This is a genomic window from Mesorhizobium sp. L103C119B0, assembly GCF_000502235.1.
In the GTDB taxonomy this organism is placed as follows: Bacteria; Pseudomonadota; Alphaproteobacteria; order Rhizobiales; family Rhizobiaceae; genus Mesorhizobium.
Genome location: NZ_AYXE01000006.1, coordinates 236,910 through 256,526, shown reverse-complemented (window position 1 = coordinate 256,526; position 19,617 = coordinate 236,910). Strand labels below are relative to the sequence as shown.

Genomic DNA, 19,617 nt, shown 5'->3' with positions numbered 1-19,617 from the left:
CTGCCATGGAACCGACATTGCGCCGGGAGCCTCGCCCGTCGCGTTGACCTCTTGGGTCCATGACGCTAGGGGATCGAGGGCAATCGTTTCAGGGGATCCGGCAGATGGTGCATTACGCGGACGGACGGCCGATCGGCGATCTGACCTTGCGTACGCTCGCCATGCCGGCCGATGCAAATGCGGCCGGCGACATCTTTGGCGGTTGGGTGATGGCGCAGATGGATCTTGCCTGCGGCATCCGTGCGGCCGAGCGGGCCAAGGGCCGCGTGGTGACGGCGGCTGTCAAGGAAATGTCCTTCGCCAAAGCGATGAAGATCGGCGACACGCTGTGCATCTACACCCATGTCGAGCGCGTCGGCCGCACCTCCATGACGCTCAAGGTCGAGGCGTGGGCGCAGCGCTACCTCTCCGACCTGATGGAGAAGGTCACCCACGCCGATTTCGTCATGGTGGCGCTGGATAGCGACGGCAAGCCGAAGCCGATTCCAACCGAAAGTTGACATCGTCGATTCTGCCAAGCTTGCGCTTATGTAACATCCCCCGCGCGGGCGATGCGCTGCGCGACATCCAACGGTTGCCTTCACATCCGATTCTGCGGGCGGCGGAGGGAAGACAATGCGTCAACACATGCTGAACGGCTGGCTCGTGGCGGCCCTTGTCGCGGTGATCTGCCTGCTTGGCACGACCGCTTATACCGAGATCAGGAAAGAGCTTCCAGGCGTTGCCTGCACGCACGACCGGACCGTCGGCAACGAGCGGACTGCCCAGCGGTCTGCAAGAGTAGAGACGTGCGGCGCGATGTGTTGCAGCAACCCTGCGTCAAAGGCCTGAGGGCCCGTCAGCGGAAGACCTCGTCAGCCTCAAAATGATGATGCGCCGGCGAACGAAACGCTGCAGCTATGTCGCGATGGCGTGACCAACGATGCAAGGGCGGATCCAGTTAAACCCGGGTACGCGTCGTCGGCGGCAAAATCCGTAAACCGTTGCTGGACAACGGTTTTCAGGCGTGCACGCCATCGAATCTTTCGCGCGCCGCCTGGACCCGAACGGTGTTCCTGCGTGCCCATTCGCCGAGCGCGCCGACCGGGACCAGCAGCTCATGGCCGAGCTCCGTCAGCTCATAGTCGACGCGTGGCGGGATGGTCGGGAACACGGTTCGGGTGACGAAGCCGTCGCGCTCAAGACCGCGCAAGGTGGTGGTCAGCATCTTCTGGGAAATGCCGCCGACAGCGGCGCGCAACTCATTGAAACGCAGCGGTCCGGCGCCCAGTTTGCCGACAACCAGAACGGTCCATTTGTCGCCGACGCGCTGCAGGATTTCCGAGACGGCTCGGCAGTCTTCGGTGTTGTGCGGGTGCCTCAGTAACATAACGGTGCCTCCTTGCGCTGCCATTTGTCAGTATCTCATATAGCGCCGGTATCCAGACGATACCAGCTTCTGCATATATGGAGAGCCCCATGTCCAAGCCCAAAATTGCCATCGTCGTCGGTTCGACACGCGCCGCGCGTTTCGCCGATGTGCCCGCCCAGTGGATCGCCAAGATCGCGAAATCTCATGCCGACATCGACGTCGAGACCGTCGACCTGCGCGACTGGCCGCTGCCCTTTTTCGACGAGGTCGCCTCGTCCGCCTGGGCGCCGTCGCAGAACGAAGTTGCCCAGCGCTGGCAAAAGAAGGTCGCCGAATTCGACGGCTTCATCTTCACCGCCGCCGAATACAATCATGGCCCGACGGCCGTGCTGAAGAACGCCATCGATTACGCCGCCAATGAATGGAACAAGAAGCCGGCCGGTTTCGTCGGCTATGGCAGCGTCGGCGGCTCGCGCGCTGTCGAACATTTGCGTCTTGCCGCGGTCGAATTGCAGATGGCGCCGGTCAAATCCGCCGTTCACATTGCCTGGAGCGATTTCCTGGCGGTGCGCCAGGGCGAGAAGAAGCTCGAGGAGATCGAGCATCTGAACCAGGCTGCCACGGCGCTGGTCAACGATGTTGCCTGGTGGGCCCGCGTGCTCAAGGCAGCGCGTCAGGCCGACGCGATTGCCGGCGAAGCCCAGGCGGCCTGAGCCTTATCCTCCCAAGGATCGATGATTTTTCCAAAGGGCGGCGTTTGCGCCGCCCTTTTTCATTCACGTGAAGAGGCGCTCTCGGCTCCCTTGGCCGGATGGTGGAGTCGGACCGGCAAGGTCGCGCTGATGCCTTGACGATCCCGCGCGAAGGATCGCCGCCTGTCACAGCCAACCGCCGGAAAACCCGGCCCGGCGCAGTCCTGTGGTGATGGCCGGCACGCGGCGCATCAATCGCCACAGGAAGTCGGACCGGTAGTTCTCGATCATCAGGGCGATCGGCCCCTGGTTGATGCCGACATGGTCCGGCGATACCCAACCGCAGGCGCGACCGTCGTCGGCAGCGATCGTCGGGTTGAAGCTCGCGGTGAAGCCGTAAGGGTTGCCGTCGCGCAGGTCCATCTCGTGGAAATGGCGCAGCGCCGGCAGCACGATTTCCGGCGCAAAAGGCAAGGAGGCGATTGCCGCCCATGGCGACAGCGTGCCGTCATCGGGGCCAAACGGTGCGCCGCGGGCGAGATAACCGAAGAAGCGGCGTCCATCGGCTCGCCGCGCGATCGGACCTGGGCCGTCGCTGGCGGTGACGCCCCAGCAATTCTCGCCATAGCCCGCGAACCCCCTCGGATTGCGGATTGCGTAATCGCGCTGCAGATACGTCGCCTGGCGGCTGTTTTCGAAATAGTCCCGGTCGTGATCGCGCATGAAGGCATCGCGGATGTCGCGAAAATCGATCCAGATATGCGAGAACTGGTGGATGAAAAGCGGGCCGGCATAGACCATCTCGCGGCCGTAGATGGTCTTCCATTTGTAAGTGGACAGCCAGGCCGCGTAGCTCTCGGGAGTTAGCGAGTGGGTCGGCGAACCGAGACCCAGGACGTACAGGATCAGCGCCTCGTCAAATCCTTCCCAGCGGTAGCGGAGAAAGCCTTTTCCAGGCCGCCAGCCATGGGTGACGGTGGCGCCGCCGTTCTGCGCCCAGCGCCAGTCGGCACGGCGGTAGAGCGCATCGGCAAGCTGGCGGATTTCCAGTTCGAGCTCATCGTCCTCGTCGAAATAAGCGCCGGCGGCCAGAACACCGGCAAGCAAAAGGGCGGTATCGATCGTGGACAGTTCGCAATTCCAGACGCGGCGGCCGGTCTTCATGTCGAGGAAATGATAGTAGAAACCCCTGTAGCCGGTGGCATCGGGCTCCGGCCCGTGCGGGGCGTTCCAGAAGAAGCGAAGCGTGGCGAGCGTCCGCTCGATTGCGGCATCGCGCGTCATGAAACCGCGCTCGACACCGACGGGATAGGACGACAAAGCGAGCCCGACGGCGGCTATGCTGGCAGGCGACGCCTGCGTGTTGCGGTCGGCGACCAGGCCGTTGGCAGGGTTGGCCTCGTTGAGAAAATACTCGAAGGACAGGCGCTGGATATCTTGGAGAAGCTCGTCGTTTAGCGCGTGTTCGTTCGATGCATCCATGACAATCGATATAGAGGCTTTGGCTGCTTTTGCCATTCTTCCAGCGGATCAATCATGGGTGAGGGCAGGCTGGGGCCGATAGCGAAAGGCGCTGCCGACGCACCGAATTCAAATCGAGGGGCTGCGAAGATCGGTTGGACCGCCATATGCACGGCCCTGCCATCTGGCCTGGCCGTCCTCCCCTGATATATCCGGCTGCGATCCATCACATGAGCATGCCCCGTGAAGTCACCCAGCCTGTCAGGCGTCGTTTCCCCCATGACCCCGGTGCTGGTCTGTGCACTTGCGATCTTCCTTCTGTCCGCCATGGATGCGGCGATGAAAATCCTGGTGATCGCCGTCGGTGTCTACAACACGGTGCTATGGCGAAGCATGCTTGCGAGCGTGGTCGCGGGCACGGCTTGGGCGGCGGGGCCGCGTTCCCTTCCCACGCCTTCCGTGCTGCGGCTACACGCGCTGCGCGCCGTGGTCGTGGGCATCGTTCTGCTGTCGTTCTTCTGGGGCCTTGCCAGATTGCCGCTGGCGGATGGGATCGGGCTTAGTTTCGTCGCGCCGCTGTTCGCTCTCCTGCTGGCGGCGCTGCTTTTGGGCGAACGCATACAGCGCCAGGCGATCTGGGCGTCGCTGGCGGGCATCGCCGGCGTCGTCATCATCATGGCCGGACAGTTCGGGCAAGGGAATTATACCGGGGATGCCCTGCTTGGAACGGTGGCGGTGCTCGCATCGACGGTGTTCTACGCCTACAATCTGATCCTCTCGCGGCGGCAGGCGCTGGTGGCCAAGCCAGTCGAGATCATGCTGTTCCAGAACCTGTGCGTTGCCGCCGTCCTTCTCCCCGCCGCTCCCTGGCTCGCGGTTGCCCTGCCGGGCAATCTCTGGCTTCCGCTGGCCGGGGTGACGGCGCTGTCGCTCTCCGGGCAGTTCCTGATGAGCTGGTCCTACGCGCGGGCCGAAGCGCAATATCTGATCCCGACGGAGTATTCTGCCTTCATCTGGGCGATCGTGTTTGGCTGGCTGTTCTTCGACGAGGCGGCGACCTGGACCACGCTGGCTGGAGCGGCCCTGATCGTGGCCAGTTGCCTGATCGCCTCGCGCTCCAATCCGAAGCTTGCCGAACCGATCGAAGCCGCGGTCTGAGGGCGCTATTCGCTTTGACGGCAGAGCGTCAACGCACCACTTCGCGATGGCCGCTGGGCAGCCGGGTGGCGATCAGCTTGTCGATGCGGCGGCCATCGAGGTCGACGACCTCGAAACGCCAGCCTTGCGCGTCGACGCATTCGCCGGTCGCCGGCAGATGGTGCATGTGCGACAGCACATAACCGGCGACGGTCTCGTAGTCGCGGTTTTCCGGCAGGTCGATACCGAGAACGTCAGCCATCTCGTCGGCTTGCATGTATCCCGCGAGCAGCCATGAGCCGTCCTCGCGCTTGACGGCGTTTTCCTCGTCGCCGGCGTCGGTATCGGCCCGGAAGACGCCGGTGATGGCCTCGAGGATGTCGGCAGGTGTGACGATCCCTTCGAAATGGCCGTATTCGTCATGCACCAGCGCCATCGGCACGTCGGATTCCTTCAGCTTCTGCAGCACATCCAGCGCGTCGGCCTGGTCGTAGACGATGGGGGCGGCGCGCACATGCTTGCGCGGATCGAGTGCGCGGCCGGCGAGCAGGGCGGCCAGCACGTCGCGCGTCTGAACAACGCCAACCATGACGTCGACGCCGCCGTCGCCGGCCGGCAGGCGCGAATGCTGGGTCTCCATCAAGAGCTTGCGGATGGCACCCTCATCGGACTGCAAATTGATCCAGTCGACCTCGGTGCGCGGCGTCATCACGGCGCGCACGGCGCGATCGCCGAGCCGCATGACGCCGGCGATCATGCGCCGCTCGTCAGATTCGATGGTGCCGTGGTGCTCGGCCTCGGCGACCAGCATCTTGATCTCTTCGTCGGTGACTTTTTCCTCGCTCTCGCCGCGCTGGCCGAGCAACCACAATATGGCGCGGCCGGAAATGTCGAGCAGGAACACCAGCGGCGCCGAGACGGTGGCGAGGATGGTCATCGCAGGCGCTGCGCGGGCCGCAACACGCTCGGGATCGCGCAGCGCGATCTGCTTGGGCACCAGTTCGCCGACGATCAGCGAGAAATAGGTGATGATCGCAACGACAATGCCGACGCCGAGCGGATCGGCGATGTTTTCGCGCATGCCGGTCGAGGCCAGGTACACCGACAGCCTGTCGCCCAGCGTGGCGCCGGAGAAGGCGCCCGACAGCACGCCGACCAGAGTGATGCCGATCTGCACTGACGACAGGAATTTGCCGGGATTGGAGCCGAGCGTCAGCGCACGCCCGGCGCCATTGACGCCGCGGTCGATCATCGCCTTGAGCCGCGCCGGGCGCGACGACACGATGGCGAGCTCGGACATCGACAGAAGGCCGTTCACACAGATGAGGACGACCACGGTGGCGATTTCGACGTATAGCATCAGGGCTCAATAGCATTGCGGCGGGCCGCAGGAAAATAGTCCGCGATGATTTTTGGAAAATGACAGTGGTTCAGGGGAATTGCCTGAGCACCCCGACAACAGCCTTGCCGTCGGTGAAATAGGGATCGCCGCCGCCGTTGCGTCCGGTCCTGGTGGCGCCGATGCCCGGGATGTCGCTCGCCGAGGTCACCATGCCGGCCGCCGACAGGTCGTGGATCACGAGATCGCGCTCGGCGTCGATGTCAGGGGCGATATGGTGGGTGATGGCGCCGGTATCGTGGCTGAGACCAACGCCGCGGTCGAAGCTGGCCGAGCCCATCCAGAGCGTTCGGCCGTCGTCGCCGGTCGCATCGCTGCGCCAGAAGCGGACATGATGGCGCCGGTCGGCGCTGCCGCCGACCGGCTTTTCGAAGGCGAGATCCTGGGCGCGGCCTTCGAACAGCAGCCGGCTGACCGGGGCGTCAGGATAGGGATGGTCGAACAGCACGCTCTCACCGATTTCGATCGCGGTCTTTAGCGTCACGCCATCGGCCGTATCCCATCCGGCCATGGCGAAGGCATGGACCATCTCTTTTTCGGTACCGACAAGGCCGATATTGATCGGGTCGCCCGGAATGCCTTGCGGCGTGTGTGTCACCATCTCGAAAGTCTGCGTGCGAAAGCCGCGGTCGCGAACCGTCCAGAATTCCGGCGCAGCGACATAGGCGAGGGCCAGCCAGACCGCCAGAAGAGCGGCGAGCCAGGTCAATGCGCGTCGTTGCAGGCTTCGTCGGCTCATGAAAGCGGCTCGATCCGTGCGGTATCTGTGCCTGACGGACCCTGGAAATCAATGGCCAGCGGCGAGCAGCCGTTCTATCGTCGGCCATCGTTTTTGCGGGGGGTGAGCAGCAATGGGTAAGAAGCCGGTGGGTCGCAGCTCGATGGCATTGACCGCGGACCTTGTCGCAAGGGTCGAGCGTGTCGAACCGGATCCGGGTCCCGAGCCCGGAACAACCGAGCATACAGACGCGGAGTTCGATAGTCTTGTCGAGCAACTTCTGTCGGAGCATCGGCCTGAAGCGCTATGGGTCTTTGCCTACGGGTCGCTGATCTGGAACCCCGAATTTGCCCATGTCGAGCAGCGCCCGGCCACGGCGCCAGGATGGCACCGCTCGTTTTGCCTGACGCTGACCCGTTGGCGCGGAACCCGTGATTTGCCGGCGCTGATGCTGGCGCTCGATCGAGGCGGCAGCTGCAACGGCATCGTCTATCGGCTGCCCGCGGAAGACCATGTCGGGCAACTTGGCCAGTTGATGCGCCGCGAGATCGATGCCAATCCGCCGACTAACGTGCCATGCTGGATCAAGGTCAAGACCCAGGATGGGCCGTTGCGGGCCTTGGCTTTCGTCGCCGCGCCAGACGGCAGGGCCTATGCCGGCCGGCTGCCATTGGAGCAGGTTGCCGACACGCTGGCGCGGGCTGCCGGGCATTGGGGCTCGTCGGCTCAATACCTGTTCCGAACCGTCAGCAAGTTGGAAGAGAGCGGTATCCGCGACAGGAACCTTTGGCGCATCCAGGATCTGGTGGCCCAGCAAATCATCGCTTCCACCAGGAACGCCAATCCCGACTGATTTCTGAACGGTGAAACGCCTTAGCGGCAGGCGCGGTAGCCGCTTTTGCGGTTCTTGATGTCGAAATGGAAATGGTTGCGGTGATCGTAATTGTAGCCGGGACCGAGCACGGTGGTGAAATACTGGCAGCCGTCGGCACGCACATTGTTGAGGAAGCCGCGGGTGCGGAAGGCAAACAGGCCGGGCTTGCGCACGTCGATGTCGTCGCCGTTGTTGAGCTCGATGCTCATGACGTCGAGGGCGTTGCCCTTGCCGTGCTCGGACAGGACACCTTCGCCGGCGATGTTGCGGCAGGAATAGCTTGAGCCCTGGTGGATGGTCTTGACGCCCGAGAAATAGCGCCAGCGGGCGGAGGGAACCAGTTCGTTGCTGGTCCAGGCGGCGAAACTTGCGGCCATGTCGCAGGTCAATGTTGCGGCGGGCTTCATCTGGATGCCGCCGATGGCGGAGACCTTGACCGGCCAGTCTATGCCGCACTGTCCCTCACGGATCGGCTGGACATCGGTGTAGACGACGCGAAGGCGCTTCAGCTCGCCACGGCAATCGGTTTCGCTGGCCGGCATCTGCTGCGGCTCCGACTCCGACATCGGCTCGTCGATGCGCGGATAGGCGGCAGTCATGTAGGGATTGGACGGGACGAGCTTCTGCATGCCTTCATATTGCGGCACGGCCGCGGTCTGCGAGCCGACATCGACGGCCGGCTGCGGCGACAGCACGCTGCCAGTGTTGCAAGCCGAAACGGCGGCCAGCGCAAGACCGGCGGCCAGCATCGCTGCGCTTTTTGCCTTCGCGGCGCGAAATATTGCGGCCATGGGCGGAATCCTGTCCTTGATCGGTGGGATTTTAACGATCAAGGGTAAAGGAAAACTCAGCGTTCCCGTTCATGCCTGCGGCCGAAATGCGGCAGCCAGACCATCACCGGCATGACGATCACTGGAGGGCCATCACTGGCAGAAAGTGCCACCATTCCGGCGCGGTTCGAGATCGAGATGGAAATGCAGGGAATGGTCCGGGTCCGCGCCCGGTCCAAGCACGGTCTTGAACGGTCCGCAGGCGGCCTTGCGCACCGCATTGAGGAATTTGCCGTCCTTCTCGGGCGGCGTTGGACCGACTTCGACCTTTCTGCCATCCGACAACGTGAAGCTGGCAATATCGAGCGCGTTGCCGAAGGCATGTTCCGACAGATGGCGCGTGCCGTTGCGCGGCCGGCAGACAAAGGCCGATGCCTGGTTGATCGATTTCAGGTCGGCTCCGAACTCGGCTTTCGCCGCCGGCTGTATGATTTCGGCGGCAAAGCGGGCTGCCGCCTCGGCCATCGGGCAGTTGAGTTCGGTCGCGGGGCCGATGGCGATGGATTTTCCGAGCGACTTCAGCACCAGGGGATAGGGGATCGAGCAGCCGATGTCGGGATTGCTTTCCGCCTTATGCTCCTCGAATTCGACACCAAGGGCCGTCAGCCGCTCGCGACAGGCGACTTCCGCCGCCGGCATTTTTGCATCGGGCAAATCGGCCGAGCGCGGATCAGGCAGCATCTTCTTGTCGCCGGCATCGGGTTTTTCAGGTGGCTGCGGAGCAACGGCCGGCGGCTGAGCTTCAGGTTCCGGAGTGTCTGGCTTTTGTGTCGGAATCGGCACCGCGGCCGGCGGCTCGGGCTCGCTTTGCTTATCGGTCGACGGCTTCGGGGCTGACGGTCCGGGCCGCGCCTGCTTTCTAAAACGGGACTTTTCTTCGTTGAATCGATCGTCATTGGACCGGTTGGGCGCGCCAAGGGGGTTCGGACCTTCGGCCTTTTGCTTTTCGATCGGTGCCGCGCCGGTCTTCGGCGCCTCTGAAGGACGCGCCTCGGGCAGCGGGACAACGCGCGAGGGCTGCACCGGAACATCGGCGGGCGAGGGCTCTTTATCCGGGGTCTTTTGTTCCACCTGCTTTGGCGTGATGTGCCGCTGTGGCCTGGGCTTCTGGCGGTGTTTGCTGCGCGGCTTAGGATGCGAGTCGACCCGCGGTGAAAACAGCTGCTCCAACCGCTGTGACAGCGGCGTGTAATGCTTTTTGCGCTGTTTGGCGTCAGCTTGCGTCAGCAGGGGCGCCAGCAGCAGAGCCGTGACGACCATGACCAGTGCAACCCTGCATGTTCGGGAAAGTACAACAGACCCCATCGTCCTCAACGGCGCGAGCTCCCGGAGGTTGCCTGCGGCCCATCACGAACGGTAACCACGCCGTTACGCGCCAATCGCTTCCAGCCCTTCTTCCAGCCAGTCGGCCAAAAGCGGCATGCCGAGCAGGTATTTCGCCGTGCGCTTGTTGGCGCGGTCGCGCGCGGCGGCAACCGCATCGGACCATTCCGCTGCGTCATAGTCGCCGCGGCCGACCCAGGCCAGCGCGATCAACTCGGCCGCTTCGTCGACGTTGAGGTCGTTGATCAGCTCGCGCAGCTCTTCCTCGGTGAGGTCTTCCGCGCTTTCCTCCGCCAGACCGTCATGGTGGTGATTGGCATGTGATTCACCATCGAGCTCGACCTCATGCTCGGCACCGTCGGCATAGTCTTCGTTGACGGCAGCACTCAGTCCCTTTGCCTTGAGAATGAACAGGCGCACGGTGTCCGGGCCGATCGATAGCTCCCATTCCCGCTCACGGCGCTGTTGCACTCTCGGGCACCCCCGCTGATCGTTTCCCGAATGATAGCGGATTTGCAGCGCGCGTCACGTCATGTTCTGATCCCTGACTCCCGCCTTTGACCGAATTCAGGTCAGGCACGGCCGCACAAATAGTTTCGGCGGCTGCGGGTTTCCGGGATGAAAAGTCTGCATCCCGGCGTTAGCTTTTCATTATCGTCATTTTCCCTCAAGCTTGTCACTATCCCTCAAGGAGGCTCCGATGCATAAAAGAGTGTTGATCCAGGCGGCTGCGGCGCTTGTCGCGCTGCAGTTCTTTGCGGTTCCGGTGTTTGCGGCCGGCGGCGGTGGCGGTGGTACCGAAACCACCACCCAGTGCAAGAAGGGGCAGGTCTGGGACAAGAAAAAGCAGAAATGCGTCGCGCCGAAGTACGGCATGCTGGACGACGACAACATCTACGATGCTGGTCACGACCTGGCCATGGCCGGGCGTTATGACGAGGCGATCGCCGTGCTCAGCCTTGCCGCCAACAAGCAGGATCCGCGCATCCTCAACTATCTCGGCTATTCGCATCGCCATTCCGGCCGTGTCACCGTCGGCCTCGGCTATTACGAGGAAGCGCTGCGCATCAACCCGGATTACACGCTGGTGCGCGAATATCTCGGCGAGGCCCATCTGCAGATCGGCGACCTGGCCGGCGCCCAGGAGCAGCTGGCCGAGATCGAGAAGCGGACCGGCAAAGGTTCCCGCGAATACGGCATGCTGGCCGAACAGATCTACCATTTCATGAGAAGCTGACCCCACCCCAACGGCTTCTCTGGGCCGGCTGCGAGCAATCGCAGCCGGTTTTTGTTGTCGCAGCTGCAACACGCTGCACATGCCGTGACGGCAATTGCGCAAGTCGGCTCATGATTTTTCAAAGAGCCTGCTTTTTCAGCGTGAAAAACGCGCGAGGATCGCTATATTGGGGAAAATTGCGGTGAAACGGTTCCGTTAGCCCGAGGCTGCCGGACCCGTTTTCTTTTTATACCATCGACAAGGCTTTCCCCGAAATGCGGGGGTGGCGGCAGGAAAGGTCAGGCATCATGAACAAGGTCCCGATGACAGGCGAGGGGTTCGCGTCATTGAAGGAAGAGCTGCGTTGGCGCCAGCAGGAGGAGCGGCCGCGCATCATCGAGGCGATCTCCGAAGCGCGCTCGCATGGCGACCTGTCCGAAAATGCCGAATATCATGCCGCCAAAGAGGCGCAGAGCCTCAATGAGGGCCGTGTCAACGAACTGGAAGACTATATTGCTCGGGCCGAGGTGATCGACGTCACCAAGCTTAGCGGCGACAAGGTCAAGTTCGGCGCCACGGTGGTGCTGGTCGACGAGGACACCGAGGAAAAGAAGACCTACCAGATTGTCGGCGACCAGGAAGCGGACGTGAAATCGGGCCGTATCTCGATCTCATCGCCGATCGCGCGCGCGCTGATCGGCAAGGAAGTCGGCGACGCCATCGAGGTCAACGCGCCTGGCGGCGCCAGGGGTTATGAGATCGTCCAGGTGCAATTTATCTAGCACCTCAGATACTTCTGAAAGGCTCTAGGCTGGTGCTCGTGATTTGAGCGCCAGCTGCTTGTCAGCTTCCGCCACCACCTTCGCCGGCGTTAGGCGCTCCCCCGATGCGGCCAGCAACGTTGAGGCATATTGCCCGCGCGGGCCGGTCAAACCCGGCTCGGTCGCAAGGAACACCGCGACCGTCGGCAGGCCGAAGGCGCTGGCGAGGTGGGTCAGACCGGTGTCGGCGCCGATAACCAGCGTCGAGCGGCCAAGGATCGCGGCAATGTCTGCCAGCGGCGATCTCGGCACCACGATCGTTGACGGCACGGCTTTCGCGATTGCCTCGGCGACCGCCTTCTCACGCTCGTTCGACCAGGTGGTGACCGGCGTCATTCCGGTACCAACCAGCAGGCGAGCGGTTTCGATCCAGTCTTCGGCGGGCCATTTCTTGTCTTCGCGGCTGGTGCCGTGCAGCAGGAAGGCCGTCTTGCCGTCGATGCCGGCCAGGTGGCCCGGAGGCGGCACAATCCCGGATGCCAGGGTCGAAAGGTCGGGCTCGTAGCCGAGCGCCAGCCCGAACAGCCGGCGCGTGCGTTCGATGGCGTGCAGGTTGCGCGGCACGGCGTATTTGCGCTGGTAAAACAACGTTGCCGAGGGCTCCCGCGCGCTCGCGCGGTCGAAACCTGCGATTGGTGCCGCTGCCTGTTTCGCCACCAGGGCCGATTTCAGCAGCCCCTGAGCATCGATGACGAGGTCGTACTCGCCTGCTTGCAGAGCGCGGCGCAAGCTTGTCGCCTCCCGCCATGTGCCGGCGTTGAACAGATGCTTGCGCCAGCGCCGGATGGCGACGGTATGGATCTTTGCTATCGCCGGATGCAGCGCGACGATGGCGGCAAAGGCTTCTTCGACGCACCAGTCGAAGGCGATATCGGGGCGCTTGCGGCGTGCATCTTCGACGGCGGGGAAGGTGTGGGTGACGTCGCCCATCGAGGAGGTCTTGACGATCAAAACCTTCATGCGGCGGCCGGGAGTTCCAGCAACCTGTCCGCCGCCGCTGCCACTTGGGCAACGTCCAGCGTCTTCAGGCAGTTGAGGTGGCCGAGCGGGCAGATCTTCCGGTGGCAGGGCGAACAGGACAGATGCAACCAGATCAGTTCGCGCTGTTCAGCCAACGGCGGCGTGTTTTCCGGCGAGGTCGAACCGTAGACGGCAACGACCGGTGTGCCGACGGCGGCCGCGACATGCATCAGCCCGCTGTCGTTGGACACCGCCAGCCTGGCCGCGGCGATCAGGTCGATGGCGTCCTCCAGCCGCGTCTTTCCTGCCAGATCGACGACACCGGGCGCGAGTGCTGCGATCTCGGCGGTGACGTCGCGATCGTTCTTCGAGCCGAACAACGCGACCTCGAATCCTTTCGCCATCATCTCTCCGGCGAGGCCGGCATAGCTTTCGCTAGGCCAGCGTTTGGCCGGACCGAATTCGGCGCCGGGCATCATGGCGACGAATTTTCCCGGCTGCAGGTCGAAGCGGGCGAGCAACTCTTTCTGATTGCCGCCATCGACGGTCAGGTGCGGCGCCCGGAAATGGCCACCCTGGGCAAGACCGAAATAGGCCTGCGCGGTGCGCCGTTTGACGGCATCGGGCAGCGGCACGATGTCGGTCAGCAGGCCGTAGCGCATTTCCCGGAGATTGCCGAAACGGCGCGGAATGCGGGCAAAGAACGGGATCAGCGCCGATTTCCAACTGCCCGGCAGGACGTAGGCCATGTCGTAGCGGCCGCGCAGCAGGCGGCCGAAGCGGCGGCGAATGATGAATTCGAGCGCGCCGGGTTGCAGCGGGAAATCGATCTGCTGGCGAATCTCGGGCATGCGCTTGACCAGCGGGGTCGCCCAGGCCGGGGCAAGCACGTCGATGGCGGCGTTGGGATGGAGCTCCTTCAACGCTGAAAACAGGCACTGCGCCATGACCATATCGCCCACCCAGCGTGGGCCGATCACGAGGATCGTTGGGCTTTCAGCCATTCGACATAGTCTCTGACGCCGGTTTCCACTGTGCGGAATTGCCCGTTATAGCCGGCTGCACGCAAACGGGACATATCAGCCTGGGTAAAACTCTGGTAGCTGCCCTTGAGGTGATCGGGGAATTCAATGAACTCGATCTCGCCCTTGCCCAGCGTATCGATCACGGTCTCGGCAACGGCGCGGAACGGCTGGGCGCGGCCGGTGCCGCAGTTGAAGATGCCGCTCGAGCCGCGCTTCCACAGCCACAGATTGACGTCGGCGACATCGCCGACATGAATGAAGTCGCGGCTTTGTTCGCCGGGGCCGAAGCCGTCATGGGCGCCGAACAGCTTTGGGTTTTCGCCGCGCCCGACCTGATTGAACAGATGGAAGGCGACCGAGGCCATGGCGCCCTTGTGCGCCTCGCGCGGGCCATAGACGTTGAAGTAGCGCAGACCGGCGACCTGCGAATGATCGGTGTCGAACACAGTGCGCCTGACATAGTCGTCGAATAGTTTCTTCGAATAGGCGTAGACGTTGAGCGGCCGCTCAAGTGCGGAGTCCTCGCGAAACTCCGAACCGCCGCCGTAGACGGAAGCCGAGGAGGCATAGAGGAACGGTATGCGCAGCGAAAGACAGCCATGCAGCAAGCGCTTTGAGAAGGCGTAGTTCACGTCCATCATGAACTTGCCGTTCCATTCCGTGGTGGTCGAGCAGGCGCCCTGGTGGAAGACGGCCTCGACGCGGCCTAGGTCGCCGGCTTCCAAGGTGGCCAAGAATTCGTCCTTGTCGAGATAGTCGGCTATCTGCAAATCGGCCAGGTTGGCGATCTTGTGGCCGTCGGTGAGGTCGTCGACGACGAGGATGTCATCATGGCCTTCGGCATTGAGTGCGGCGACGATGTTGGAGCCGATCATGCCGGCCCCGCCCGTGACGATGATCATGAATGCCTCTGGTTGCTTGCGATTCCGGTCCTTATAAGGGAGGCCAAGCGTACTGTCGATGAAGCACCACGACGCCACAGTGAGACCGCGAAGCGGCCCGCTTTATTCGAGGCCCGCAAGCTAGGGGACAAAAAATGCCGTCGACCGAACTGCTCATTGCGTTTTTCGCCACCACGGCGATCTTTGCCTATATTCCAGGACCGGCGATGCTCTATGCCGCCGCGCAGACCATGGCGCGCGGGCGCTGGTCGGGGCTGACGGCGGCACTTGGCATCCATCTTGGCGGTTATTTCCATGTCTTTGCGGCTGCCGCCGGGCTGTCGGTGCTCTTCCATGCGGTGCCGCCGCTCTACATGGCGGTCAAGCTCATCGGCGCGCTCTATCTGATCTGGCTTGGCGTGTCCTTGTTCCGCAAGCGCGGGGACGGTGACACGGCGCTGCCGGCGATCGAGCGCAAATCGGCGCGCCGGGCATTTTTCGAGAGCATCACCGTCGAAGTGCTCAATCCGAAGACGGCGATCTTCTTCATGGCGTTCCTGCCACAGTTCATCGATGCCTCGGCGGGGTTCCCGGTGTGGCTGCAATTCGTCGTGCTGGGCACCATCGTCAATTTAATGTTCTCTTCGGCAGATATTGTCTGCGTGTTGCTGGCAGGCATGGTGATCGCCCGGCTGAAGCGCTCCAGCCGTGCGCAGCGCATCATGCAGCGGGCGGGCGGGGCGGTGCTGGTCGGACTGGGCGTCCACGTCGCGTTGCAGAAGAGCTGACGGCCGCCCTGACGTTGCGCTGCGCGGATTTGCGGTATATCGGCTTCGCCATGAACGATCCGGCCCGTAAATTGACAATTTTCAGCGTGATTGAGGTCGGCCTTTCCCTCGCATTGCCAGTGACATGATCAAGCACAATCCGCCTTCGCCCGAACCTTTGCACCGCGCCATTGCCCGCTTTGGCGACGTTGCCGTGCTGGTGGTCGGCGACTTCATCCTCGACCGTTTCGTCAACGGCGTCATCGAGCGCATCTCGCCGGAAGCGCCGATCCCGGTGCTGCACGGGCGCGGCGAGACCTCGACGATGGGCGGCGCAGGCAACGTTGTCGCCAACATCGTCTCGCTGGGTGCCAGCGCTATTCCCATATCGGTGATCGGCACCGATGTGGCCGGCGACAATCTGGTGCGCATGCTGCGCGAACTCGGCGCCGACACGGTGGGCCTGGCGCAGGAGCGCGGTCGCATGACGTCGTCGAAGAGCCGCTTCAGCGCGCTCAATCAGCAGGTGCTGCGCTTCGATGAGGAAGAGATCAAGCCGCTCGACGACAAGGAACGGGCGGACCTGGTCCGGCATTTTCGCGCCGCACTCACGCGCGCCGACATCGTCATTCTGTCCGACTATGGCAAGGGCATCTTGCTCGACGGCGTCGCCGCCGACCTGATCGCCATCTGCCGCGAGGCGGGAAAACCGGTGCTGGTCGATCCCAAGGGCCGCGACTATGCGCGCTATGCCGGCGCGACCGCCATCACGCCCAACCGCAAGGAGCTTGGCGAAGCTGTCGGTCGCCCGGTTTTCGCCGACGACGAGATCGTCGCGGCGGCACGCCAGCTGATTTCGGCGCATGGCTTCGAGTTCGTCGTCGCCACCCGCAGCGAAAAGGGCATGAGCGTCGTCGGCGCGGATGAGGCGCGCCACATCGCCACCCAGGCGCGCGAAGTGTTCGACGTTTCGGGCGCCGGCGATACGGTGATCGCGAGCTTCGCGCTGGCTCTGGCCGCGGGCGCCGATCGCGTCATGGCCGCCTCCATCGCCAATGCCGCCGGCGGTGTGGTGGTGGGCAAACGCGGCACCGCGCGGCTGACCGTGGAGGAACTCACTGGCGCGCTGTTCCGCTCGCACGGCCCGACCGCCCACAAGGACGCCATCCTCGATGCCGCATCGGCCGCGCGCATGGTGGCGGCGTGGAAGGACGAAGGCCTGAGCGTCGGCTTCACCAATGGCTGCTTCGATATATTGCATGCCGGCCATGTCAGTCTTCTCCACGCGGCGCGCAGCCAGTGCGACCGGCTGGTGCTCGGCCTCAACAGCGATGCCTCGGTGCGTCGGCTGAAAGGCGCCGGGCGCCCGGTCAACGATCAGCATGATCGTGCCTGCGTGCTCGCCGCCCTGGCCTCGGTCGATGCGGTCGTGGTGTTCGAAGAGGATACGCCGCTGGCGCTGATCGAGGCGCTTCTGCCCGACATTCTGGTCAAGGGCGCCGACTACACGGTCGAAACCGTTGTCGGCGCCGATGTGGTGCAGAAGGCGGGCGGGCGCGTCGTCCTGGTCGACCTTGTCGCCGGCAAGAGCACCACCGGCACGATCGGCAAATTGCGCGCCGGCGGCGGTACCAACTGAGGGATTTCATGTCCGGACTGAATGACTACCTGGTCCGCTCGGCGGCCGCGATCACCGCGACAGTCGAGCGTGACCTGACCGCCGAGATGGAACGTGCTGTGAGTGCGGTCGTCGCCGCGCTTTCCTCGGGCAAGGCGCTGCTGGTCTGCGGCAATGGCGGCTCGGCCAGCGACGCCATCCACATTGCCACCGAACTGGTCGGCCGCTTCCTTAAGGAGCGCAAGGCCTACAATGTGATTGCGCTGCCGGCCAACGCGGGCATGCTGACCGCCTGGGGCAATGACTATGGCTTCGACACCGTGTTTTCGCGCCAGGTCGAAGCGCATGGCGCGGCCGGCGGCGTGCTTCTGGCGATCTCGACCAGCGGCAATTCGCCGAGCATTCTGGCTGCCGCCGAACGGGCGCGCATGATGGGCATGACGGTGGTCAGCCTCACCGGCGACGGCGGCGGCAAACTCAAGCCGCTCACCGACATACTGCTCAACGTGCCCTCGACCTCGACGCCGATCATCCAGCAGGGACATCTCTGCCTCTACCACTATCTCTGCGAGGTGGTGGAAGACCGTCTGTCGAATGGCTGACACCGGGGCCTACGGCCCATACCCGCTGGCTGAACCCGGCCTGTGGGTCGAGCGGGTGGGTTTGCAGTCCTTTCTCGCTGGGACGCCGGCGCTGTTCTTCGACCGCGACGGCACCATCAATGTCGATACGGGTTATCCCGACGATCCCGCCAAAATGGTGCTGCGCGACGGCATCGTGCCGGTCATCGCGGCCGCCAACCGGGGCAACATCCCGGTGGTCATCGTCACCAACCAGTCCGGCATCGCGCGCGGCTATTTCGGCTGGAAGGAATTTGCCGCGGTCAACGGCCGGGTTCTCGAGCTGCTTGCCACCGGCGATGCCTTCGTCGACATGGTTCTGGCCTGCGCCTACCACGAGGCGGGCAGCGGGCCACTGGCGGTCGCCGACCACCCGATGCGCAAGCCCAATCCGGGCATGCTGCTCGAGGCCCAGCAGTGCCTCGGCCTCGATCTCAAACGCTCGCTGATCGTCGGCGACAATCCCGCGGATATGCAGGCTGGACAACGTGCCGGCCTGCCGCGCGGCTGGCTGGTGGATGGCGAGGGAAGTAATGAGCCGGGCTTCGAGGTTCTGCCGCTGCGCAACCCCGATGATCTGGAACGGCTTTTGAGGGCTGTCGAGTCGCTCGGATCGAGACTGATTTAGCTTTCCGGATCTGTTGCGATCGCAATCTCAATGGGTTAGCTTGAGCGTTTCACCGTTTCGCAGAAACGGCGAGCCGATACATTTCTTTGCTTTGACGCTATTCCCCAGGAAAGCACCACGCTCTTTTGCGGAAAAACTGCAGAGATCAGACATCATTCAAGCAAGAAATTTGCAGATGTCATTCCATCGAAGAACGAGGGGAATTCATTGAAGAAAGCAATCTCTGTTGCCGTTGTCTTGTTGATATTGGCTGTGCTTTCAGCCGTGGGGTATGTCTGGCAAAAACACGGCGTGTACGGGCTCAATGCACTTCTTCGCCGCGGCGGAAGCTACTGGATCGCCGTTGCACCCGACGATGCGCGTCTCTCGCCTGCCATGCAGCTTGCGTTGAAATCGGAAATTCCTGATGTGACTGCTGGAGCCAGCTCATGGAATGAAACCGAGCCTGGATTCCAGGTCAGAGAAATCCCCGTCATGGCGGGCGACCGTGAAATTGACCGGCTCTATCTCAACCGTTTCGATCCAGCCAAATTCCGTTTCGTTGCCCGTAACGAGCCCAGTGGTGCCAAGGACATCGACCAGTGGGAAGCGGCACTCAATCCACAAGGCACAGGCGGCACCGTTCTGATCGTCAATGGCAGCTATTTCGGACTGAAGGGCGAAGCCGACACGCCCTTTGTCAGCATGGGTGCGAGGCTCGGGCCGGATGAATACGATGCGAAGGCCGGCGCCTGGTTCGTGAATGCCTCCGGCACGCATGTGGTCGATCTCAATTCACGTGACTGGCGCGCAGTCACGGAGAATGCCGAAAACGCTATGGTTTCCTATCCATTGCTTGTCGGTGAGGACGGCCGCAACAATGTACGCGCCAAGAGCAACTGGTTGGCCAACCGCACCTTTATCGCGGAAGATCGTCAGGGCTGGATCATCGTCGGTTCAACCAAGGACGCTTTCTTCTCGCTGGACCGGCTAGCAAACTTCCTGTTGCAGACCGACCTCGATCTCAAGACGGCGCTAAACCTCGATGGCGGGCCTGTTGCCTGCCTCAGCGTCCGCTCCGGGAACTACCGGTTGAAACACTATGCCAAGTGGGAAGCCCAGGTCGCGGATGGCGACGTCTCACTGCTTCAAGCACCGCTAGATGTGCCCTGGGGATTGCCTGTTGTTCTCACGGTGGAGCGCAGGTAGCAGATCCTGCCCTTGGCAGGGTGGGTCAAAGTACTCCCGATTCCGTAGCTGAAACCGGATGGCATATTCAACCTTGGCTGCTCATGTTCACGCAATCTGACCCGGAAT

Annotated in this window: 21 protein-coding genes; 11 read left to right on the top strand and 10 right to left on the bottom strand. The window is 63.1% G+C overall.

Going from position 1 to position 19,617, the window contains the following annotated elements; translation table 11 throughout:
- The first annotated feature begins 104 nt into the window (after positions 1-104).
- Entirely contained in the window at positions 105-500 is a 396-nt protein-coding gene (locus X728_RS154700) for an acyl-CoA thioesterase (protein ID WP_023671995.1), read from the top strand.
- A 500-nt stretch (positions 501-1,000) separates the two neighbouring features.
- Here the strand turns inward: X728_RS154700 and X728_RS154710 are convergent, their stop codons facing one another.
- Positions 1,001-1,369, bottom strand: coding sequence for a helix-turn-helix domain-containing protein (locus tag X728_RS154710; RefSeq protein WP_023671993.1), 369 nt, complete (start codon positions 1,367-1,369; stop codon positions 1,001-1,003).
- Positions 1,370-1,458: 89 nt separating this feature from the next.
- On the opposite strand from X728_RS154710, the gene X728_RS154715 reads away from it, so the two are divergent.
- Positions 1,459-2,064, top strand: coding sequence for an NADPH-dependent FMN reductase (locus X728_RS154715; protein ID WP_023671992.1), 606 nt, complete (start codon positions 1,459-1,461; stop codon positions 2,062-2,064).
- Positions 2,065-2,229: 165 nt separating this feature from the next.
- On the opposite strand, the gene X728_RS154720 is transcribed toward X728_RS154715, so the two are convergent.
- Positions 2,230-3,525 (bottom strand): glucoamylase family protein, encoded by a 1,296-nt coding sequence (locus X728_RS154720; RefSeq protein WP_023724933.1) that lies wholly within the window; start codon positions 3,523-3,525, stop codon positions 2,230-2,232.
- Positions 3,526-3,783: 258 nt separating this feature from the next.
- Between X728_RS154720 and X728_RS154725 the strand changes: the two genes are divergently transcribed.
- Positions 3,784-4,662 (top strand): DMT family transporter, encoded by an 879-nt coding sequence (locus X728_RS154725; protein WP_050588054.1) that lies wholly within the window; start codon positions 3,784-3,786, stop codon positions 4,660-4,662.
- Positions 4,663-4,690: 28 nt separating this feature from the next.
- Here the strand turns inward: X728_RS154725 and X728_RS154730 are convergent, their stop codons facing one another.
- Together X728_RS154730 and X728_RS154735 are read right to left on the bottom strand one after the other, a co-directional pair.
- Complete coding sequence (locus X728_RS154730) at positions 4,691-6,001, bottom strand: hemolysin family protein (RefSeq protein ID WP_023683747.1); 1,311 nt, start codon at positions 5,999-6,001, stop codon at positions 4,691-4,693.
- A gap of 70 nt (positions 6,002-6,071) precedes the next feature.
- Positions 6,072-6,779, bottom strand: coding sequence for an LssY C-terminal domain-containing protein (locus X728_RS154735; protein WP_023728212.1), 708 nt, complete (start codon positions 6,777-6,779; stop codon positions 6,072-6,074).
- Positions 6,780-6,921: 142 nt separating this feature from the next.
- On the opposite strand from X728_RS154735, the gene X728_RS154740 reads away from it, so the two are divergent.
- Entirely contained in the window at positions 6,922-7,611 is a 690-nt protein-coding gene (locus X728_RS154740; RefSeq protein ID WP_245266128.1) for a gamma-glutamylcyclotransferase, read from the top strand.
- A 20-nt stretch (positions 7,612-7,631) separates the two neighbouring features.
- On the opposite strand, the gene X728_RS154745 is transcribed toward X728_RS154740, so the two are convergent.
- The 3 genes from X728_RS154745 to X728_RS154755 form a co-directional block, all read right to left on the bottom strand.
- Positions 7,632-8,423: an extensin family protein gene (locus tag X728_RS154745; protein ID WP_023831409.1), complete on the bottom strand. Its 792-nt coding sequence runs from the start codon at positions 8,421-8,423 to the stop codon at positions 7,632-7,634.
- Between the two features lie 132 nt (positions 8,424-8,555).
- On the bottom strand, positions 8,556-9,632 hold the full coding sequence (locus tag X728_RS154750; RefSeq protein WP_023831408.1) for an extensin family protein: 1,077 nt from the start codon (positions 9,630-9,632) through the stop codon (positions 8,556-8,558).
- 198 nt (positions 9,633-9,830) lie between these two features.
- The gene (locus X728_RS154755) at positions 9,831-10,256 is read right to left on the bottom strand and encodes a DUF3775 domain-containing protein (RefSeq protein ID WP_023683751.1); all 426 of its coding nucleotides are present in this window, start codon (positions 10,254-10,256) and stop codon (positions 9,831-9,833) included.
- 229 nt (positions 10,257-10,485) lie between these two features.
- On the opposite strand from X728_RS154755, the gene X728_RS154760 reads away from it, so the two are divergent.
- Positions 10,486-11,022, top strand: a complete 537-nt coding sequence (locus X728_RS154760) for a tetratricopeptide repeat protein (protein ID WP_023695764.1) — start codon at positions 10,486-10,488, stop codon at positions 11,020-11,022.
- Between the two features lie 287 nt (positions 11,023-11,309).
- Positions 11,310-11,783, top strand: coding sequence for a transcription elongation factor GreA (greA, locus tag X728_RS154765; RefSeq protein WP_023671981.1), 474 nt, complete (start codon positions 11,310-11,312; stop codon positions 11,781-11,783).
- A 24-nt stretch (positions 11,784-11,807) separates the two neighbouring features.
- Here greA and waaC read toward each other — a convergent pair whose 3' ends face one another.
- Genes waaC through rfaD form a run of 3 tightly spaced genes read right to left on the bottom strand, consistent with a single transcriptional unit; the run spans position 11,808 to position 14,709 of the window.
- Entirely contained in the window at positions 11,808-12,782 is a 975-nt protein-coding gene (gene waaC, locus X728_RS154770; protein ID WP_023831407.1) for a lipopolysaccharide heptosyltransferase I, read from the bottom strand.
- On the bottom strand, positions 12,779-13,786 hold the full coding sequence (waaF, locus tag X728_RS154775) for a lipopolysaccharide heptosyltransferase II (protein ID WP_023831542.1): 1,008 nt from the start codon (positions 13,784-13,786) through the stop codon (positions 12,779-12,781). The genes waaC and waaF overlap by 4 nt, the downstream gene beginning before the upstream one ends.
- Positions 13,759-14,709 (bottom strand): ADP-glyceromanno-heptose 6-epimerase, encoded by a 951-nt coding sequence (gene rfaD, locus X728_RS154780; RefSeq protein ID WP_023831406.1) that lies wholly within the window; start codon positions 14,707-14,709, stop codon positions 13,759-13,761. Before rfaD ends, waaF begins: the two co-directional genes overlap by 28 nt.
- Positions 14,710-14,843: 134 nt before the next feature.
- Here rfaD and X728_RS154785 point away from each other — a divergent pair, with 134 nt between their 5' ends.
- From X728_RS154785 to X728_RS154805, 5 genes are all read left to right on the top strand, one after another.
- On the top strand, positions 14,844-15,476 hold the full coding sequence (locus tag X728_RS154785) for a LysE family translocator (RefSeq protein WP_023671977.1): 633 nt from the start codon (positions 14,844-14,846) through the stop codon (positions 15,474-15,476).
- A 124-nt stretch (positions 15,477-15,600) separates the two neighbouring features.
- Positions 15,601-17,094, top strand: a complete 1,494-nt coding sequence (gene rfaE1, locus X728_RS154790) for a D-glycero-beta-D-manno-heptose-7-phosphate kinase (RefSeq protein ID WP_023831405.1) — start codon at positions 15,601-15,603, stop codon at positions 17,092-17,094.
- An 8-nt stretch (positions 17,095-17,102) separates the two neighbouring features.
- Positions 17,103-17,675, top strand: a complete 573-nt coding sequence (locus tag X728_RS154795; RefSeq protein WP_023831404.1) for an SIS domain-containing protein — start codon at positions 17,103-17,105, stop codon at positions 17,673-17,675.
- On the top strand, positions 17,668-18,321 hold the full coding sequence (locus X728_RS154800) for an HAD family hydrolase (RefSeq protein WP_023831403.1): 654 nt from the start codon (positions 17,668-17,670) through the stop codon (positions 18,319-18,321). Before X728_RS154795 ends, X728_RS154800 begins: the two co-directional genes overlap by 8 nt.
- A 207-nt stretch (positions 18,322-18,528) precedes the next feature.
- Positions 18,529-19,509 (top strand): phosphodiester glycosidase family protein, encoded by a 981-nt coding sequence (locus X728_RS154805; RefSeq protein WP_245260033.1) that lies wholly within the window; start codon positions 18,529-18,531, stop codon positions 19,507-19,509.
- Positions 19,510-19,617: the final 108 nt, after the last annotated feature.

What these genes read in the sequence shown, in the direction of transcription:
- X728_RS154700 (WP_023671995.1), top strand. Translation starts at nt 105, where the DNA reads ATGGTGCATTACGCGGACGGACGGCCGATCGGCGATCTGACCTTGCGT.
- X728_RS154710 (WP_023671993.1), bottom strand. Translation starts at nt 1,369, where the DNA reads ATGTTACTGAGGCACCCGCACAACACCGAAGACTGCCGAGCCGTCTCG.
- X728_RS154715 (WP_023671992.1), top strand. Translation starts at nt 1,459, where the DNA reads ATGTCCAAGCCCAAAATTGCCATCGTCGTCGGTTCGACACGCGCCGCG.
- X728_RS154720 (WP_023724933.1), bottom strand. Translation starts at nt 3,525, where the DNA reads ATGGATGCATCGAACGAACACGCGCTAAACGACGAGCTTCTCCAAGAT.
- X728_RS154725 (WP_050588054.1), top strand. Translation starts at nt 3,784, where the DNA reads ATGACCCCGGTGCTGGTCTGTGCACTTGCGATCTTCCTTCTGTCCGCC.
- X728_RS154730 (WP_023683747.1), bottom strand. Translation starts at nt 6,001, where the DNA reads ATGCTATACGTCGAAATCGCCACCGTGGTCGTCCTCATCTGTGTGAAC.
- X728_RS154735 (WP_023728212.1), bottom strand. Translation starts at nt 6,779, where the DNA reads ATGAGCCGACGAAGCCTGCAACGACGCGCATTGACCTGGCTCGCCGCT.
- X728_RS154740 (WP_245266128.1), top strand. Translation starts at nt 6,922, where the DNA reads ATGGCATTGACCGCGGACCTTGTCGCAAGGGTCGAGCGTGTCGAACCG.
- X728_RS154745 (WP_023831409.1), bottom strand. Translation starts at nt 8,423, where the DNA reads ATGGCCGCAATATTTCGCGCCGCGAAGGCAAAAAGCGCAGCGATGCTG.
- X728_RS154760 (WP_023695764.1), top strand. Translation starts at nt 10,486, where the DNA reads ATGCATAAAAGAGTGTTGATCCAGGCGGCTGCGGCGCTTGTCGCGCTG.
- greA (WP_023671981.1), top strand. Translation starts at nt 11,310, where the DNA reads ATGAACAAGGTCCCGATGACAGGCGAGGGGTTCGCGTCATTGAAGGAA.
- waaC (WP_023831407.1), bottom strand. Translation starts at nt 12,782, where the DNA reads ATGAAGGTTTTGATCGTCAAGACCTCCTCGATGGGCGACGTCACCCAC.
- waaF (WP_023831542.1), bottom strand. Translation starts at nt 13,786, where the DNA reads ATGGCTGAAAGCCCAACGATCCTCGTGATCGGCCCACGCTGGGTGGGC.
- rfaD (WP_023831406.1), bottom strand. Translation starts at nt 14,709, where the DNA reads ATGATCATCGTCACGGGCGGGGCCGGCATGATCGGCTCCAACATCGTC.
- X728_RS154785 (WP_023671977.1), top strand. Translation starts at nt 14,844, where the DNA reads ATGCCGTCGACCGAACTGCTCATTGCGTTTTTCGCCACCACGGCGATC.
- rfaE1 (WP_023831405.1), top strand. Translation starts at nt 15,601, where the DNA reads ATGATCAAGCACAATCCGCCTTCGCCCGAACCTTTGCACCGCGCCATT.
- X728_RS154795 (WP_023831404.1), top strand. Translation starts at nt 17,103, where the DNA reads ATGTCCGGACTGAATGACTACCTGGTCCGCTCGGCGGCCGCGATCACC.
- X728_RS154800 (WP_023831403.1), top strand. Translation starts at nt 17,668, where the DNA reads ATGGCTGACACCGGGGCCTACGGCCCATACCCGCTGGCTGAACCCGGC.